15 protein-coding genes are annotated in these 15,684 nt (G+C 65.8%); 1 reads left to right on the top strand and 14 read right to left on the bottom strand.

What is annotated here, in order from left to right; all coding sequences use genetic code 11:
- Positions 1-78 precede the first annotated feature (78 nt).
- From G7071_RS09915 to G7071_RS09870, 10 genes are all read right to left on the bottom strand, one after another.
- Positions 79-744: an ArsR/SmtB family transcription factor gene (locus G7071_RS09915; protein WP_166318080.1), complete on the bottom strand. Its 666-nt coding sequence runs from the start codon at positions 742-744 to the stop codon at positions 79-81.
- The gene (locus tag G7071_RS09910) at positions 737-2,050 is read right to left on the bottom strand and encodes an MFS transporter (protein ID WP_166318077.1); all 1,314 of its coding nucleotides are present in this window, start codon (positions 2,048-2,050) and stop codon (positions 737-739) included. Before G7071_RS09910 ends, G7071_RS09915 begins: the two co-directional genes overlap by 8 nt.
- Positions 2,047-3,402, bottom strand: a complete 1,356-nt coding sequence (locus tag G7071_RS09905; protein ID WP_166318074.1) for an MBL fold metallo-hydrolase — start codon at positions 3,400-3,402, stop codon at positions 2,047-2,049. Before G7071_RS09905 ends, G7071_RS09910 begins: the two co-directional genes overlap by 4 nt.
- A 130-nt stretch (positions 3,403-3,532) precedes the next feature.
- Positions 3,533-4,102 carry a hypothetical protein gene (locus tag G7071_RS09900; RefSeq protein WP_166318071.1) on the bottom strand — a complete coding sequence of 190 codons (570 nt, stop codon included), beginning with the start codon at positions 4,100-4,102 and terminating at the stop codon, positions 3,533-3,535.
- 40 nt (positions 4,103-4,142) lie between these two features.
- Positions 4,143-4,616 (bottom strand): methyltransferase family protein, encoded by a 474-nt coding sequence (locus G7071_RS09895; protein WP_246209921.1) that lies wholly within the window; start codon positions 4,614-4,616, stop codon positions 4,143-4,145.
- Complete coding sequence (locus G7071_RS09890; protein ID WP_166318065.1) at positions 4,613-5,530, bottom strand: cation diffusion facilitator family transporter; 918 nt, start codon at positions 5,528-5,530, stop codon at positions 4,613-4,615. The genes G7071_RS09895 and G7071_RS09890 overlap by 4 nt, the downstream gene beginning before the upstream one ends.
- On the bottom strand, positions 5,530-6,324 hold the full coding sequence (locus tag G7071_RS09885) for a cation diffusion facilitator family transporter (RefSeq protein WP_343043482.1): 795 nt from the start codon (positions 6,322-6,324) through the stop codon (positions 5,530-5,532). Before G7071_RS09885 ends, G7071_RS09890 begins: the two co-directional genes overlap by 1 nt.
- Positions 6,321-6,704 carry an ArsR/SmtB family transcription factor gene (locus G7071_RS09880; protein ID WP_166318062.1) on the bottom strand — a complete coding sequence of 128 codons (384 nt, stop codon included), beginning with the start codon at positions 6,702-6,704 and terminating at the stop codon, positions 6,321-6,323. The genes G7071_RS09885 and G7071_RS09880 overlap by 4 nt, the downstream gene beginning before the upstream one ends.
- A gap of 97 nt (positions 6,705-6,801) precedes the next feature.
- Entirely contained in the window at positions 6,802-7,815 is a 1,014-nt protein-coding gene (locus G7071_RS09875) for a site-specific integrase (protein ID WP_166318059.1), read from the bottom strand.
- Between the two features lie 145 nt (positions 7,816-7,960).
- Positions 7,961-8,944, bottom strand: coding sequence for a nucleotide kinase domain-containing protein (locus G7071_RS09870; RefSeq protein ID WP_166318056.1), 984 nt, complete (start codon positions 8,942-8,944; stop codon positions 7,961-7,963).
- A gap of 94 nt (positions 8,945-9,038) precedes the next feature.
- On the opposite strand from G7071_RS09870, the gene G7071_RS09865 reads away from it, so the two are divergent.
- A complete protein-coding gene (locus G7071_RS09865; protein WP_166318053.1) occupies positions 9,039-9,983 on the top strand; it encodes a DUF4231 domain-containing protein in 945 nt (314 codons plus the stop codon).
- Here the strand turns inward: G7071_RS09865 and G7071_RS09860 are convergent.
- The 4 genes from G7071_RS09860 to G7071_RS09845 form a co-directional block, all read right to left on the bottom strand.
- Positions 9,964-10,422, bottom strand: a complete 459-nt coding sequence (locus tag G7071_RS09860) for a TIR domain-containing protein (protein WP_166318050.1) — start codon at positions 10,420-10,422, stop codon at positions 9,964-9,966. The two genes, G7071_RS09865 and G7071_RS09860, sit on opposite strands and share 20 nt — an antisense overlap.
- Positions 10,422-11,225 carry a hypothetical protein gene (locus tag G7071_RS09855; protein ID WP_166318047.1) on the bottom strand — a complete coding sequence of 268 codons (804 nt, stop codon included), beginning with the start codon at positions 11,223-11,225 and terminating at the stop codon, positions 10,422-10,424. Before G7071_RS09855 ends, G7071_RS09860 begins: the two co-directional genes overlap by 1 nt.
- Complete coding sequence (locus G7071_RS09850) at positions 11,209-12,525, bottom strand: hypothetical protein (RefSeq protein ID WP_166318044.1); 1,317 nt, start codon at positions 12,523-12,525, stop codon at positions 11,209-11,211. Before G7071_RS09850 ends, G7071_RS09855 begins: the two co-directional genes overlap by 17 nt.
- Positions 12,526-12,832: 307 nt before the next feature.
- The gene (locus G7071_RS09845; RefSeq protein ID WP_166318041.1) at positions 12,833-15,634 is read right to left on the bottom strand and encodes a TrlF family AAA-like ATPase; all 2,802 of its coding nucleotides are present in this window, start codon (positions 15,632-15,634) and stop codon (positions 12,833-12,835) included.
- Positions 15,635-15,684 lie beyond the last annotated feature (50 nt).

The following is a 15,684-nucleotide window of genomic DNA, read 5'->3' as shown; positions in this document are numbered from 1 at the left end:
TGGTCGCGCGCCTTGTGCTGTAGCCATAGGGAAGAAGGCCACATCTAGGAGGGTCACATGGCCGTTTGCCGAGGACCCTCAGGCGGCGCCTGTGGCGACCGGCATCCCGGCCAGCTTCCACTCCAAGATCCCCTGGGCGGCCCGTCGCGCGGTCAGACCGTGGGCGGCCAGAAGTCGGACGGCGTCGTGGGCCAGCACGCAGTACTGGCCGCGGCAGTAGGCCACGATCTCCCGGTCGCTGGGCAGCTCGGACAACCTGGTGGCCAGTTCCTCCAAGGGGATGTGGATCGCGCCGGGCAGATGGCCGGCGGCGTACTCCGGAGTGGGACGAACGTCGATCACAACGGCGTCACCGGCATCGAGCCGACGCAGCAGTTCCTCGGTGTCGACGGCTTCGGTGTCCTCGGGGCCGAGGTAGGTGCGACGGGCCAACTCAGTGTGGGGGCGGTGGATCTGCGCGACCCGACGCAGGTGTGCCCAGAGGGCGGCGACGTCGTCACCGCTGAGCGAGTAGTAGATCCGTTTGCCCTCGCGGCGGGGCTCGATGAGGCCTGCTTCCCGCAGGGTCTGCAGGTGCGCGGAGCAGGTGCTCATCCCCAGGGACGCCGTGTCTGCGAGCTCCTCCACGCTACGAGGGCCTTGGGCGAGCAGGTCGAGGAGTTCGAGTCGCTTGGGGTTGCCGAGGACCTTGCCGACGGCGGCGAACTCGGCGAACAAGGCTTCCTTGCTGGATCGGTCACTCATCGCTGGCCACCTCCTGCTCGGCCATCACGGGTCGGTGGTGGGTCTCGTACATGCGTAGGGCCACCACAAGGCCAGAGATCGCGGTGAGCACGGCGACTGCCCACACCGCGGCGTGGACTCCCAGGAGGTCGGCCACGATGCCGGCGAGCAGCGCCCCGACCGCGAAGCCCCCGTCTCGCCAGAGCCGGTAGACCCCGACCGAGCGGGCCCGCCAGGCCGGATGCGCCACATCGCCGATCGACGCGAGCAGGGTCGGGTAGACCATCGCCGTCCCGGCGCCGAGCAGCACCGCCGCGACGGCCCAGACCGGGAACGAGTCGGCCAGCGCAATCAGTCCGAGGGCGAGAGCCTGCAGCCACATGCCCGAGGCGATCAGCCACTTCCGCCCCCACCGGTCGGACATGGCGCCGGTGAACAACTGCCCCACTCCCCACACCGCCGGGTAGAGGGCCGCCAGGATGCCGATCTTCCCGACCGACAGGCCAGCAGCGGCGAACAGGATCGGGAACAGCCCCCAGGCGAGGCCGTCGTTGAGGTTGTTGACGAGTCCGGCCTGGCTCGCCGAGGACAGCGCGGGCTCCTTGAAGCTGGTCTGCACGAACACCTGGCCGTTGCTCAGCTCACCGTGCAGGTGGTCGTGCTTGCCGTCGGCGCGGGCCACGTGCCCGGCCGCCTCGAGGCGGGCGTGCTCGCGAGTCTCCCGGACCACCAGGGTCGACAACCCCAGGCCGAGGGCGGCGAAGGCGATGCCGAGGAAGAACGGCTCGGGACGCAGGCCGTAGGTCTCGGCCAGGTAGCCGGTGGCGAGCGCCGTGACCGCAACGGCGCCGTAGCCGGCGGCCTCGTTGAAGCCCATCGCCAGGCCTCGTCGCGCCGGGCCGACCAGGTCGATCTTCATCACCACGGTGGTCGACCAGGTCAGGCCCTGGCTGACTCCCAGCAGCACGTTGGCGACGATGATCCACGTCCACGAGGGCGCCCAGATCAGCATGAACGGCACCGGCACGGCGATCAGCCAGCCAGCCACCAGGACGGGCTTGCGACCGAACCGGTCCATCCAGGCGCCGGCGAAGTAGTTCGTGGCGGCCTTGGCGATGCCGAAGGCCAGGATGAAGCTCAGCCCGGCGGTGTAGGCGGTGAGGCCGAACTCCTGCTTGCCGAGAAGCGGGAGCACCGTCCGCTCCTGGCCCAGCATGCCCCCGACCAGGGCGTTGACCACGACCAGCAGCGTGAACTGGGCGGCGTTCTGCCGCAGTCCCAGCTCGATGCCACGACCGGTGCCGGTGGCCTCGGCGGTGGCGTTCACGGGCCGACCTCCAGCGCGTTGCCGGTCTGGTCGACCCAGTCGTCGGGTCCACCCTCGAGGACGGTGATGTCACGGCGGCCGGCGCGGGCCAGCATGCTGGCGGCGCTCATCGCACGTTCGCCGTGGCCGCACATCACCACCAGCGGCTCGTTCGGGACGTCCCTGGCATGGTCGATCAACGCGCCGAGTTCGAGGTGCTCGGCGCCGGGCAGGTGACCCGCGCGGTACTCGTTGTGCTGACGGATGTCGAGGACGCGGGCACCGTCGAGCGCCTCCACGCCCGCCACCGGGATGGAGCCGGTGGGCTCTCCGGCGGCGATCCAGGCAGCGACGCCACCGTCGAGTTCCCCGACGATCTGGTCGTAGCCCACTTTGCGGGCCTGCCAGAGGATCTCGCCCGGGTCCTGGTCGGCGTCGCGAACGATGACGATCGGCGTGCCGGCATCGACGAGCCAGCCGAGCCAGGTGGCGAACACCGGTCGCAGCGGGATCGACACCGAGCCCGGCACATGGGCGTCAGCGAAATCCCGGACCGGGCGGACGTCGACGACCTGTGCGCCGCTCGCGCGCAGCCGGACCACCTCGTCGGCGGTGAGGACGGGAAAGTTCTCGCCCTTCACGAGTTCCGGGCCGCGGCGGTTGATCTCGCCGAGGGTCAGGAAGTACGGCGGGAAGCTGCCCAGGGAATCGAGCAGCTGCTTGACGAAGGTGTCCTCGGAGTCCGCACGAAGCAGGGAGTTGGTGGCCCGTTCGGCGCCGATGGTCGTGGTCCGCTCCGAGCCCGGAGGTGCCGAGCAGAACGAACCGGCGCCGTGGGTCGGCCAGACCGCGACGTCGTCGTCGAGCTCAGCAAGACGGCGCAGGGAGCGGTACTGGGCACGGGCGAGCTCCTCGGTCCGATCAGGTGAGACCAGATCGGTCCGTGCCGCCGAGCCGACGATCAAAGAGCCACCGGTGAAGACGCCGAGGGTTCGTCGGTCGTCGAGCAACTCGAAGGCGATGTGCTCGTGGGTGTGGCCCGGGGTGGCCAGCGTCCGCAGTCGGAGCCCGCCGAGGTCGACCTCGTCTCCGTCCGTCAGGCCCCGGTGCGGGAACAACCTGTCGCCGGCGCGTGACGCGAGCACCGTGGCGCCGTCGTCAGCGGCCAGCTGGACCGCACCGGTGAGGAAGTCGGCATGCAGGTGGGTGTCGGCGGCGTACGCGATCCGAAGGCCCCGACGATCGGCCTCGGCACGCAACGCGCGCAGGTCCCGGCTGGCATCGACGGCAAGCGCGCGACCGTCGGCAAGGTCCACCAGGTAGGCGGAGTTGCCGAGGCCCTTATCGACGACCGGGGTGATGGAGAAGCTCATGACACGCACTCTACGTCATTCCATGGATCGTTGGAATGACGTAGCAGCTAGTCCCCTGCCGGCCTGGTGGCGCACAGGCACCTGATTCCGACCTTGAGCCGTTCGGACGCCTCCACGAGGAACCCGGCAGTCAGCGAAGCGTCAGGATGATCTGTTGGTTCGGCTCCAGGCGGAGTTCGGCCGGGTCTCCCGTGACGTCGGCGCCATTGCTGGTGAGCTGGACCTGTTGCCCGGGCTCCGCACGGACGCCGCCGATCTGCTGTCGTGTCAGGTCCACGCCCCACTGGGTGAAGAGTTGACCGAGGGTGAACACCTCACCCACGGAGTCGGCCTCAATATGGATGGTTCCATCGCCCTCGTGGGTGTGAAGCGCCGACATCGCACCGGTGGCGGGGTCGACTCCGATGTTGGACGGAACCGGGACGTCGGCGCCGTCGATGATGATGCGCAGCTGCGGGTGGTAGTGCTCGGCGGTCCCCATCGGGCCCAGGTCAAGTCCGGCGGCTGCCACGCGAGCGGACACATCGGTAGGCACCGACCACGGCGGCATCGAGGTGTCGTCGACAGTCGCAGCACCATTGGAGCCGGGTTTCGACATCAACGAATCTGAGCTGGGGTCAATGGGATCGGTGTCGTTGGCGCAACCACTCAGTGCGATGAGTGTGGCGAGTGCGAGGGCTGCGTACGGGCGGCTCTTCATACAGATGGCTTCCTTCGTGCGTGCGAGCGGAGGATGGAGATCAGAAGCTGAGCCATCGGGGTGCTCGGGCGGCATACTCGGCGTAGTCGTGACCGAAGAGCTCGGCCATGGCTGCTTCTTCGGCGGGTATCTGGACGCGGTCGATGACCGCGACGAACCCGAGGACCGGCAAGCCTGCGACCCAGTTTCCCCGGGTCACCGCATGTGCCAGGAGCAGTCCAGCCATCCCGACGTACATCGGATTCCGCGACCTTTGGTGAGGGCCGCCGGTTACGAGGGATGTTGCCTTGTCGGGTGCGACGGGGTTGACGGTGGTCTGGGCGCGCCGGAACTCGCGGACCGATCCGGCGATGAACCCGCCTGCGGCCAGTGCCAGAGCACCGCCCGCGAGCCCTCGGGCCGCCCCGATGTGTCGGTGTTTGCGTGAGAGCAGGTGTTGGGCGGCTGCGGCCGCGCCGAGGACTGCGACGGGCGGGACCGGGCGACGGCGAGACGTCGTTGGCGGCTCGGTCACCAGTTCACCTCGTGGCATCGATTGGTGGGCGTTTCCTCGACCTGGAGGGTGGCGTGCTCGATGTGATGGCGCTCAGCGAGGACACGATGCGCCGCGGCAAGCACCTCCTGGGCGGCGGCGCCGTCGCCGACGACGAGGTGGGCCGTGGCGACGTTCATCCCCGAAGTGAGGGTCCAGATGTGCAGGTCGTGGATGTCGCTGACGCCCGGAACCGACTCCAGGTCATCGACGACCTCTGCGAGCGTCATGCCTTCGGGGATGTGCTGGCCGAGTACGGCGAGGACCTGGCGGCCGAGCACGACGGCGCGGACGGCGACGAAGATGCCGATGGCGAGAGCGACCAGGGTGTCCCCCAGTCCGTTGCCGGTCAGGGTGACCAGCACACCGGCGATGATCACACCGACGCTGCCCGCGGCGTCGGCGACGACCTCGAAGTAGGCGCCCTTGACGTTGAGGGACTCCTGGGATCCGGCCCGCAGCAGAAGCATGCAGGCGATGTTGATCGCCAGGCCGAGGGCACCGACCACAAGCATCGGGGTCGAGGCGACGTCGGGTTCGCCGCTGATCCGGCTGATCGCTTCGATCACGACGTAGGCGGCGACGCCCAGCATGATCAGGACGGTGAGGCCAGAGGCGAACACCTCGGCACGATAGGAGCCGTAGGTGCGGCGTCCGGTGGAGTCGGGTCGGGTGGCGATCTTGGTGGCGACCAGGGCCGCACCGAGGGCAACTACGTCGGCGGCCATGTGCCCGGCATCGGAGATAAGCGCGAGAGAGCCCGACGCGATCCCGGTGACAAGCTCGACGACGAAGAACCCGGCAACAAGCGCGAACGCCGCAGCCAGTCGGGTCCGGTAGCGACCACCGGCATGTCCGGCGGGCGCAGCGTGGGCGTGTCCGTGCCCTGCGCCCATCAGCGACTGTCCTTCTTGAGCTCGCCGAGGGACATGAGCACCGGGCCGTCCGGGGCAGGGGTGCAGCAGCCATCGCCGCAGCCGGCATCGGCATCGGCGCCGGCGGCGGCTTCGGCGTCGGCGTCGGCGGCGGCGGCGGCGTCGGGGGTGCTCGTGCCGGTGGGCGCGCAGCAGCCCTCGCCGCGCCAGGCCTCGAGTCCTTCCTTGACCGCGACGGCGGCGATGACCAGCCCGGCGATCGGGTCAGCCCAGGACCAGCCGAGTGTCGCGTTGAGGACCAGGCCGACGAGCAGCACGGCGGACAGGTAGGTGCACAGCAACGTCTGGGTGGAGTCGGCGACGACAGCGTTGGACCCCAGGGCCTTGCCGGTGCGGCGCTGCGCCCAGGACAGGAACGGCATGATCACCAACGAGGCGGCTGCGAGCCCGATGCCGACCGGAGAGGGATCCGGGTCGTGACCGCTCGTCAGGGCTCGGACTGATTCGAACGTCACGTAGGCGGCGAGCGCGAAGAACGAGAACGCCATCAGCCGCAGTGCCTGCTGTTCGCGGGACTCGGGGAGCTTGTGACGGAACTGCCACAAGATGATGAGCCCGCTGGAGACCTCGACCACCGAGTCCAGGCCAAAGCCCACGAGGGCGACGGACCCGGCGACGATGCCGGCGGTGATCGCGATGATCGCCTCGATGACGTTGTAGCCCACCGAGGCGGCGGCGAGCAGTTGCGCCCGTCGCCCCAACTGCGCCGTCTCGGTCACGTCCAGGTCCTGATGGGTGTGCACGTGGGCGCTCACGAACTGCCCTCCAAGGTGGCCGCACCGAAGTTCGGGCACAGGGTCACGGCATCACCGGTCGCGGCGAGCAACCGCTCGGCGGCCGAGAGCAGTTCCAGGACGGTGTCGGTGTGGTTCAGCGACCACATCGAGGCCCGCCCCTCCGGTCGGGAGGTGACCAGCCCGCAGTCCTTGAGGCAGGCGAGGTGCTTGGAGACAGTGGACTGCGCGAGGCCCAGGTGATCGGTCAGGTCCACCACGCGGTGCTCGCCGAGGGCGAGGTGGCGCACGATCGTCAGCCGGGACGGGTCGGAGAACCCGTGGAACAGGCAGGCTGCTGCTGTCATGGCCGCGCTCTCGTCGAGGACGTCGGTCTCGGCGCCCGTCGCTTTCATCGTCATGCGGCGATGTTATCCGAGGGTGGCGGTCTGACGTCAAGTGGGTGGCTCTCGGCGGACGAGCCGGTGGTCGTCTGGCGCGGCCGGATCCCGTGGGGCTTCACAGGCCGAGATGCTTGCTAGAGGTGTGCGCGAGGGCTTCGAGTGGGCGGATGTAGCGGTTGACGAGGACGGTGAGGTCCTTGTGCCGGGTCTGGGCGGCGATCCGGTGCAGTGGGACTCCGGCCAGCGCCGCAGTGGTGGCGTGTCCGGCGCGCAGGGAGTGGGCGGTGATCCGGGTGCCGTCGAGGCCGGCGGCAACGGCTCGGGCGCGGAGCATGCGGGCGGGCACGTGACCCGAGAGCGGTTCCAGGCTGACCTTGGTGGCCCAGATCCGGGTGAACAGGGCGCCGGGGGCGTCGCCGCGTACGGCTCGCCAGGCGTTGAGGGCGGCGACTGGGTCGGTGAGGGCGTGTTGGCCGTGGGCGACGGCGACGCTCTGGCCGTGTCCTTCTTGGTCGGTCTTGGACTGGCGGATGGTGAGCAGCAGGCCGGCGGGCTTGTGCTCGACGTCGGCGAGGTGGAGTGCGACGAGCTCGGCGCGGCGCATCGCGGAGGCGAAACCGAGCAGGATGATCGCGGCGTCGCGAATGCCGATGGGTGTGCTGCGGTCGATGCAGCCGACGATCTGGCGGATCTCCTGCACCGAGAGCGGCCGAGCGAGTCGGCGTGGTGCGGCACCGTGGGTGCGGCGCAGCCCGCGCCGTACCTGGCGGACGGCCTCGGAGTCGACCGGGTCGGTGATGCCGCAGGTGCGGTGGACGTGCCGGATGACGGTGCAGGCCATGTCGAGGGTGCCGGTGGCCTTGCCGGCTTCGGCGCGCTCGGTGAGGTAGGCGCACAGCGCGAGCGGGTCAGCGGGCAGTGCACCGATCCCGCGCGCGGCGCACCAGCGTTCCCATTGCGCCCAGACCAGGGCGTAGAGGCGGCGGGTGGACTCGGTGCGGGCGGCCGCGATGGCCGAGCTGATGCGGGCGGTGTCGAGGTCGGTGAGTCCGGCGGGCAGCAGGTCGAGGTCGGGGGTGGGCGCAACTATGGCGGTGGCCGGCAGGGCGGCGGTCAGGAGGTTGGTCATGGCGCCGTCGTAGCGGCGTCTCCCCCACCGCCACGGGACCGGGTGCCGGGTCACCGGCGACCCCTCATGAGGAGGCAAGGTCAGATAAGGCTGACTAGCCCGACATTGGTCGCCAGCCCCTCAACGCCTTAGGTCCTGTTCGGCGTTAGACCATTGCTAATTCAGTGGCAGAGGCTGCGAGCTGCCATTTGGGTGGGAAGAACATCGAGATCGGATCCGATCGGGGATTGAATCGCGACTTGATGCGTGTGCGCGCACTCGTCAGCTCGGGCAGCGCGACTCGGCAGTACTTATCTGTCTCACAGAAAAGGTTCTGCGCGTCGATCGCGTGCAGGGGCCTACCCCACAGCCCGTTGAACGCAAGGCCAAGACGGTCAAATTCGATGACCTGGCGTTCGACCATCCAGTGGATGATCTCCGTTGGCGTGTAGTCGCCCAGCGACACAAAGCACTTTTTGATGCCACGCAGCGCTCCAGGTCCGGGCCGGGTGAAGTCGTTCTCACTAAAGTTGATGAGTTCTGAGTAGTTGAGATCGACAGCGACCTGGTAGGACATGAAGTCACCCATGAGCGGGAACCTACGAAGAAGCAGGAAGACCTCTTCAAGCGAGCATGCTTGCAGGACATCGTCATCGAGGGATCCAGTCAGGAACATGTGCCGAAAGAGTTCGACGTGGTTGCGGTGCTTAAGGCGCTGCCCGTAGGCGTCCGTGGCACACAAGATGAATGCGCCGGTGTATAGGCCGCCGTTAGTCGCACGTGCTTCGTCTAGGGCACGGGCGAAGGATCCATCGGCCAGGTCTTCCAGGGTCGGGTGGCGGCCAAGTAGCAACCGGATCGACTCCCAGGTCTCGATCTTGCTGAACGTTCGAAACGCCACGATCTGGAACACGCGGTCGTGAAACGAGCAAGGCTCGGCGTGGTAAGCGACCTCGCGAATCAGGTACTGAGATACCCGGTCCGCAGCTCTGAAGACGTTGCAGAACTTGTACGTCTGGATGATCTCGTCATCACTCCAGGGCCCAGGTTCACCTGCAAGTCGCTTCTCGAATGAATTGTGACGTTCAGCCGTGAAGCGCCAGTAGAGATCGAACGCCTCGGTTCGAGGGGTCGGCTCTGTCTTCACCACGTATCGATCCTATGGCGTGCGAGGCTCCAGAACCGGGACCCGTGATCCGCGGGTCCGATGCGACGGCCGTCGACGCTGCCCTGGACTCCCAACTGTGGCCGATACCATCTCGATCATGTTCGGACGGAATGATGCGGTTACTCCTGACCCGGAGCCACCTGTGATGGCAGACAGTGACTACCCGTCCCTATACACGTTCGCCAGCACAACGTCGACCACGGGCCGGGACAACACGTTCCTGCAGACGCGGTGGTATCTGGTGATGCTGACCATCGGCGCCCTGGCAGGTGCTGTCACTTGGAAGGTCGGTTCGCAGGACGCCATGGGGTGGGTTTCGGTGGTCGCGTTCCTGACTTCAAGCGCCCTAGCGCTGCTGCTTGCTTTTCGCCGCCCCGCCGAGGCCTGGTACCAGGGCCGCGCTGCCGCCGAGTCGGTGAAGTCGCTCACGTGGAGTTACGCAACGGGCGCCGACCCGTTCCCGATCGACGCCGCGGACGTCGACCAAACCTTCATCGACCGCCTGCGCCAAATCGTCCGCGAACTCAGCCAGGTCGATACTCAGGCAGCAACCGGTGAGCAGATCACAGCCCGAATGCGCGAACTCCGCGCTTCCACGTTTGAGGAACGGCGGGACGCGTATGTCCTGGGACGTATCGAGGATCAACGTGGTTGGTACGCAGGCAAGGCCACTTTCCATCGAAAGCGCGCGAAGCAACTCATTGGCGGCGCCGTCGCGAGCTCGATTGTCGGTCTCGTCCTCGGCGTGCTCCGCGCGCAGATGGTGATCTCGATTGACCTCCTCGGCGTATTCGCAGCGCTCGGCGCGGCCTTGGTGGCCGAGTCGCAGCTGCGGCAGCACACCATCAACGCGAGCGCTTACGCGCTGACCTGCCAGGAACTGGGGATGGCGAGTTCACTGGCCAGTCGCGCAGATGAAGAGTCCTGGCCGCGAGTGGTCAGCGAGGCCGAAGAGGCCATTTCCCGCGAGCACGTCATGTGGTGCGCTCGGAACGGCGTGCTCAACGCGAGCAGTGGCTGATCGAGTTTCGAGGCATGTTCTGACCTCTTGTTGTCCCTTTGACGGCGCGCTCAACCGCTGGGCCGAACTGGGCGACGTCGGCGGGCTTGTTCCAATCAAGGATCTCAGCGCCTGCTTCGAGCAGGCCCGCCGGAACTTCAGCACCTGGGTCAATCTGGATCCCGACGATCGCGTTGCCCTTCTCACGGCTCCACTCGATCTCGCGCGCCACCCAATCGCTCTTGGCTGTGTCCTTTCCAATGAGGACCACCGTTGCGCTGGTGTACTTGAGCTGCTCCTTGATCTTTCGCGAGATGTACTGTTGGTCCGAGCTCTTGACCGGGTCCACCAGGTGGCGAACCGAGAAATCCAGTTTGAGGTTCTTGTTGTAGGACATCAGGTTGAAGCCCTTGGCTCGCATCTGATCGCGGTGCTGATAGGACAGGAAGACCCGACGCATCAGCCCTCACCGCCGAGTTCGGGTGTGAGTGTTCCGGTTTCACCGCAGGCCGGGCACCTCTTCAACAATGCCTTGTTTTCGACGATCCGATCGCAACTGCCGCAGCGCCAGCGTCCGGTGGGGCTGCTGTTGGGAGTATCGACCGCCGGGGTTGCATCATCCAGGGGCAGATAGGTGGCGGCGTCTGACCAGTTAAACCCGGCCTCGCGGCCCCACGAGGGATACGCGAACTCTGAGTGCTCGCGCGAGAACTGCTCGAGCCGTGCAACTTCACCGATGTATTCGTCGGTTCGCGAGTCCCGACCATCGATCTCGTTACGCAGCTGATTGACGATCTGAGCATCGATCGGCTTCTGGGTGCGGAACTTCACGAGAAGCGCCGCCTTCGCCGGTTGCGAGAGAGTTCGGGGGTCGATGGGATCGACGAATCTGATGACGTCGGCTGCTAGCGCATAGTCCCCGCGGCTAGCCCCGCGCACTCCAGGTGCGTACCACCCGATGTGGTAGTAACCGGTCAGCCAGCGCACCCCTTCACGTGTTGTCATGAAGAAAATGGAACTCGCACCGCGAGCCACGATCGCCTTGCGCATCGATGGCTCGCAGGTGGAGAACAGGCCGTAGCTGCCTGTCTCGATGTTGGGGTCGCTCTTGTTGTCGGCTGGCTTGGTGATCTCGCGCACCGGCCAGCGCGCGAGAGGGTCGTTCAGATAGACCGACAGGTAGCCCCCGCCCTTGTCGACTAGAGGCTGCCACGGAGGGTTCGGCGGTCGGACGTCAGGATCCGACTTACTCATCAGCACCATCCCGCATAGTGAAAGGGGTCTTGGAGTATTTCAGGTGGCCGGCGTCCAAGTCCGCCAACACGAACCCGCCACGATTTCGGGCGAGCGCTCCCAGCACCGCGAAGCCCTGACAGATCGCCTCGGCCCAGAGCCACAACGGAAGCACAGACACTTCTAGGTCGTCGGTCACGCTGGCGATGAGTTCCAGTAGTTCTTCGGGGACCTTCCGCACATCGAGGTAGTTGTCGTTGACGAAGGCCTGCTTGGCCAGGATCGCAGCCAGCCCTTCCTCTGCAAAGATCGCGCGGGCACCGTCCTCGGCATCGTCGATCTTCGGGTCGAACTTTCGTTTCACCTTCAGGAGGCTGCGCAGGTTGGGTGACCACTGGAGCACGGCAAGGAACCCGAGGTGGATGGCGTCGTGATAGCGGTAGGCGTCGCTGGAGTGGGAGTTGTCGTTGACCGGGTCGCCCAGTCGTTCCCCTGCGGTGTAGCCCTTCCATTTGTCGTTCGGCAGTGGGATCGCGCCGTCGGGAAAGGCATTCGGGACGGCGTCTCGAAGGATCATCGTCACGACTGGTTCGCCGCTCTCTTGGCTTTCAACAAAGCGGAGTTGAAGTTGCCGAGGGAACCGTTCGTCAAGCGGGGCGTCCTCGTCGAAGGTCAGAAATCTCTTGGTAGCGCCCGCGAACTCCATGCCCTGCAGCCGGTCCGCGTCGCTCTGCATCACGACGTCGAGGTCCGATCCCAGATGCCGGCATACCGCCGAGACATACCAAAGGAGGTCGCCCAGTTCTTCGGCGATGAAGGCCGGCCAGTCTTCGCGCTCGCTGTCACCTCGGTAACGCTTCTTCTGCTCGAGAAACAGGCTTCCGACCTCGCCTGCCATACCTAGCAACGGCACGCTCAACTCGAGCGGATCAGAGCCCACTCCAATGTCCTGGTCCGTCTCCGCCGCGAGCCGACTGTAGGTCGAGAACGTGAGTGCAGTGCCCATATCTGGGACCAGTGCGGTGATTCCGGAGAGTCCCAGCTCTCGATGCCGCCGATCGACCTTGCGTAGGTTGGCGTGCGCGATCAGGTTAAGTTCCAAGCCATTCTGATTCGCGACTACCGCACACCAACGCACCAGGCGACCCAGGGCTCGCTCGATCGCACGGGTTCGACCTGGCGCAGATACTCGGTCGCGTAAGAATCTCTGCTGAGCGTCCAAAATCGCTCCCGCGTGCGCACCCGTCCCGAGAAGCGGCACGAGTTCGTGTGCCGTGTCGAACTCCCCTTGGAACGCGGTAACGACCGTCTGATACTCGGCGAACTCCACGAACCCACCTCCCCTCTCAACCCATCGGAACACTTGTAAACATGCTGCATGACAGATCTTGACACCTACCGCCGACATCAGTCGTGAACACAGCATCGCGCGTCGGTGCCAGACGCACATCTCACCAAGAGGACGACGATCGCAACCTCAGCCGTAGACCGGCCGGCGCGAGCGATTTCGGTTAGCCGCAGGCTGCTGAAGCGGTCAGCGCTGATCTGGACTTTCGGCATACATCGACCCTAGGGCGAGGTACCGACGCAGGCTCGGAACTTCGGCGAACAGGCGTTGCACGCGGTCTTGCCAGCGATCAGAACCCGTAGCGCTCCTTACGGAGCCTGAACGCCTTTTCCCCGCCCTCCATGACACGAGTGATCTCGTCCCGGACTGCCGGTACGTCGATCGCGCCCTCGAGCTTTACCCGGCCGCCCGACTGGTCGCCCTGTTTGCGGTAGTCGAAGGCAATGACAAGTTCGGCATCGCCGTTCACCACCAGGTTGGCGTTGTGGCTCGCGAAGATCAGTTGGCGCTTCTGTTTGGCAGACCAGATCCGGGTCACGACGTCCTGCACGACCTGACTGTCGAGGTCTTCCTCGGGCTGGTCGATGATCAGCGGCACGCCGGTCTGCGCCAGTAGAACCCGAAGCAGCGCCGTCGCCTGTTGTCCAGCCGAGGCTGCACTGAACGCAATGAACTCGTTCTCCTTGGTTTGGTACTCGAAGAGAGGCTCGTCTCGAATCGGCGTCAGGGCGAGATCCAACCACCCGTCAGCCGTCATGCGAGTCCTCGCTCGCTGCTGGTCAACAAGCGGGAAGCCCAGACGGGTGAGAATGGGGGTCGTTTCTGAGGTGTGGACGGCGTCCGCTTCCAGCCGGAGAAGACTCTCCAACTCCGTGAGAACAAGTTCCCAGGTACCGAGTGGGTCGGTCTCTCCACGAAGGCCGGCGAACAGCTGGTCGATCTTGCCGCCCCGAACGCCGGATCCTTGAATGTAACCTCGGAATCGCTCTTCAACGGGTGCGAGTCCCTGACCCAGGTTGATACTTGCCCTCAAGAGCCCCTCTGATAGCCCAGTCAGCCGTGCTGTTTCCTCGCTGAGCAGTTCGGATCGCTCTCGGTACTGGGCGATCAGCTCGCCACGTAGCTCGGTGTGCGCCTTGAATGGATCCCCGATCGCCTGGCGATCGCGCTTGTGAGTAGCCAGCAGCCCGGCGGCCTGGGTTCGGCGATCCTCGACCCCTGCGAGTTCATCCAACTTGGCCTGGTGTGCACTCGAGCGACGTTTGACCTCCTCGTAGCGCTCGTTAAACGAACTGATGGCCTCGCTGATCGTGACTGCTGCGGCGTGCTCCGCAGCCCCTTCGGTGCGCGCAGACGCCGCTGTGTTGAGTGCCTCAGAAATGGCGCCCTGGAGGTTCTGGATCAACTGCTGTCGAGCGGCGGCCAAGGCGGCAACCGCATCAGCAATGTCAGCAGGGACATCGGCAGGGACGTCAAGGTTGGTCTGCACAACGCCAAGCCGCTCCACTACGGCGTTCGCTTGTGCGAAGGCGTCCTGCAGCTCACGCTCCTGTGAGACGAGGGACTCCCGAACCGAATCAAACTGTGGCTTCGCGCTGAGTGTGGCGCGATCCTCCTCGGACAGATCGGTGAGGGCTCCACGCAGGTTGGCTGCCTGCTCTGCAAGTGATCGCTCGGTCAACTGTTGGCGCGATACGGACGAGTCCAGCTCGCGAGCCCGTTGCACCTTGGCGTAGTTCTCGCGCAACTTGCCGGCCGACTCCGCGACCCGCTGGTCGATGCTGTCAAGCGATCGCTGCACCGGCGCGGTCACGAAGCGCGTTAACTCATCCATCCGCAGCGCCACGCTGCTCAACTGCTTCTGACTGTAGGCGTGGACCGGCAGAAGCGATCGGACGTGCTCTTCTCGAACCTTTGCGAAGTCTTCCTCTCCGACCTTCAACTGGATCTCACCCGTGGCCGCGTCACGACGCACCACATGGGGGATCTCGTTGATGGTGAAGAAGACCTCGACCTGGCCGCCAACAGGCTTGAGGGTGTTCTCGATCAGCCGTTCGCGCCGAACCGTCGGGTTCGCCAACTCCTCGTCGCCCGCCTGCGCCGCTTGGTCGCACAGTCCCCATCGGACGTAGTCGAGGATCGTTGACTTACCGGTCCCTCGGCCACCGATGATGGCGTTGTACTGCGAGTTGAAAACGACATCGACGGGCCCAAGGAACTTGCTGTTGGAAACGGTGATCCGTGAAATGAAGACGGTCGGAATCTGAGGGACGACATGCGCGATGCGGGATTGATGTCCCAGGCATGCCTGCCGAAGCGCTTCGCCGGTCGGCTCGGCCCACTTAACCCAAGTCGAAGGTGCACCCAGGCTTGCGAAGTCCTCGGATCGGGCATCGGACGTCTGGAAAATGGCGAGCGGCTTGTTTCCCCACGAGGCATCCACACCGGCGAAAATACGCTGGTTGCCCGTCCCGATCTTGTCGACTGAGCCGTCCAGGTAGCCGCCCACGCAGGGCATGTCCTTGTACTCAGCCTGCATGCCCTTGCGCATGATCGTCTTGTGGCCGCTGTCGCTGGCGTTAGGCAAGACGATGTAACGGCCCTTCAGCCAATCGTGCTCGTCGAGCTTCTTGTGCAGGTCTGCCAGAGAGGTGATGTGATCCAGCGGCTTCACGTCGGGGAGGGTTGCTGCGGTCGGATCGTGCGGGGTAATCGCGAGAGCCTGGAGGACCGACGGCAGCCGATCATCTGGGAAGTCGGCGTCGAGTATGAGGAGCGCCTGTCGGGCGAGAGCCAATGTGAGTTCCACACCAGGGAACACCGTCAGACGCTGGGCGGGCGAGTAGTGCTCGCCGTGTTCGTCCAGTTCCTCTGCGGCAGCCCGTCGGATGAACGGAGCAAACACGAGGTCGTGGTGGTCGGTGATCGCGACCGCGTTCAGCCCGATCCGGCGGCAGGCAGCGACGAACGACTGCGCATAGGCCGCGCGGTCGTCATCAGAGACTGGCTTCTTTCCCTTCCACTGCCCATCCCTCGGCGTGTGAACCTGGAAGTCCGCCCGGTGGAAGTGCGCCCCGCGATCACGATCCACGGCGAGCTCCAGCGTCGGCAGTCAGCAAACTCATGCCATTCCCGTCCCCG

Source organism: Nocardioides piscis (assembly GCF_011300215.1).
Taxonomy (GTDB): Bacteria; Actinomycetota; Actinomycetes; order Propionibacteriales; family Nocardioidaceae; genus Nocardioides; species Nocardioides piscis.
Note: the sequence above shows the minus strand (reverse complement) of the source record. Positions and strands in the feature narration are given on the sequence as shown.

What these genes read in the sequence shown, in the direction of transcription:
- G7071_RS09915 (WP_166318080.1), bottom strand. Translation starts at nt 744, where the DNA reads ATGAGTGACCGATCCAGCAAGGAAGCCTTGTTCGCCGAGTTCGCCGCC.
- G7071_RS09905 (WP_166318074.1), bottom strand. Translation starts at nt 3,402, where the DNA reads ATGAGCTTCTCCATCACCCCGGTCGTCGATAAGGGCCTCGGCAACTCC.
- G7071_RS09900 (WP_166318071.1), bottom strand. Translation starts at nt 4,102, where the DNA reads ATGAAGAGCCGCCCGTACGCAGCCCTCGCACTCGCCACACTCATCGCA.
- G7071_RS09890 (WP_166318065.1), bottom strand. Translation starts at nt 5,530, where the DNA reads ATGGGCGCAGGGCACGGACACGCCCACGCTGCGCCCGCCGGACATGCC.
- G7071_RS09880 (WP_166318062.1), bottom strand. Translation starts at nt 6,704, where the DNA reads ATGACGATGAAAGCGACGGGCGCCGAGACCGACGTCCTCGACGAGAGC.
- G7071_RS09875 (WP_166318059.1), bottom strand. Translation starts at nt 7,815, where the DNA reads ATGACCAACCTCCTGACCGCCGCCCTGCCGGCCACCGCCATAGTTGCG.
- G7071_RS09860 (WP_166318050.1), bottom strand. Translation starts at nt 10,422, where the DNA reads ATGCGTCGGGTCTTCCTGTCCTATCAGCACCGCGATCAGATGCGAGCC.
- G7071_RS09855 (WP_166318047.1), bottom strand. Translation starts at nt 11,225, where the DNA reads ATGGTGCTGATGAGTAAGTCGGATCCTGACGTCCGACCGCCGAACCCT.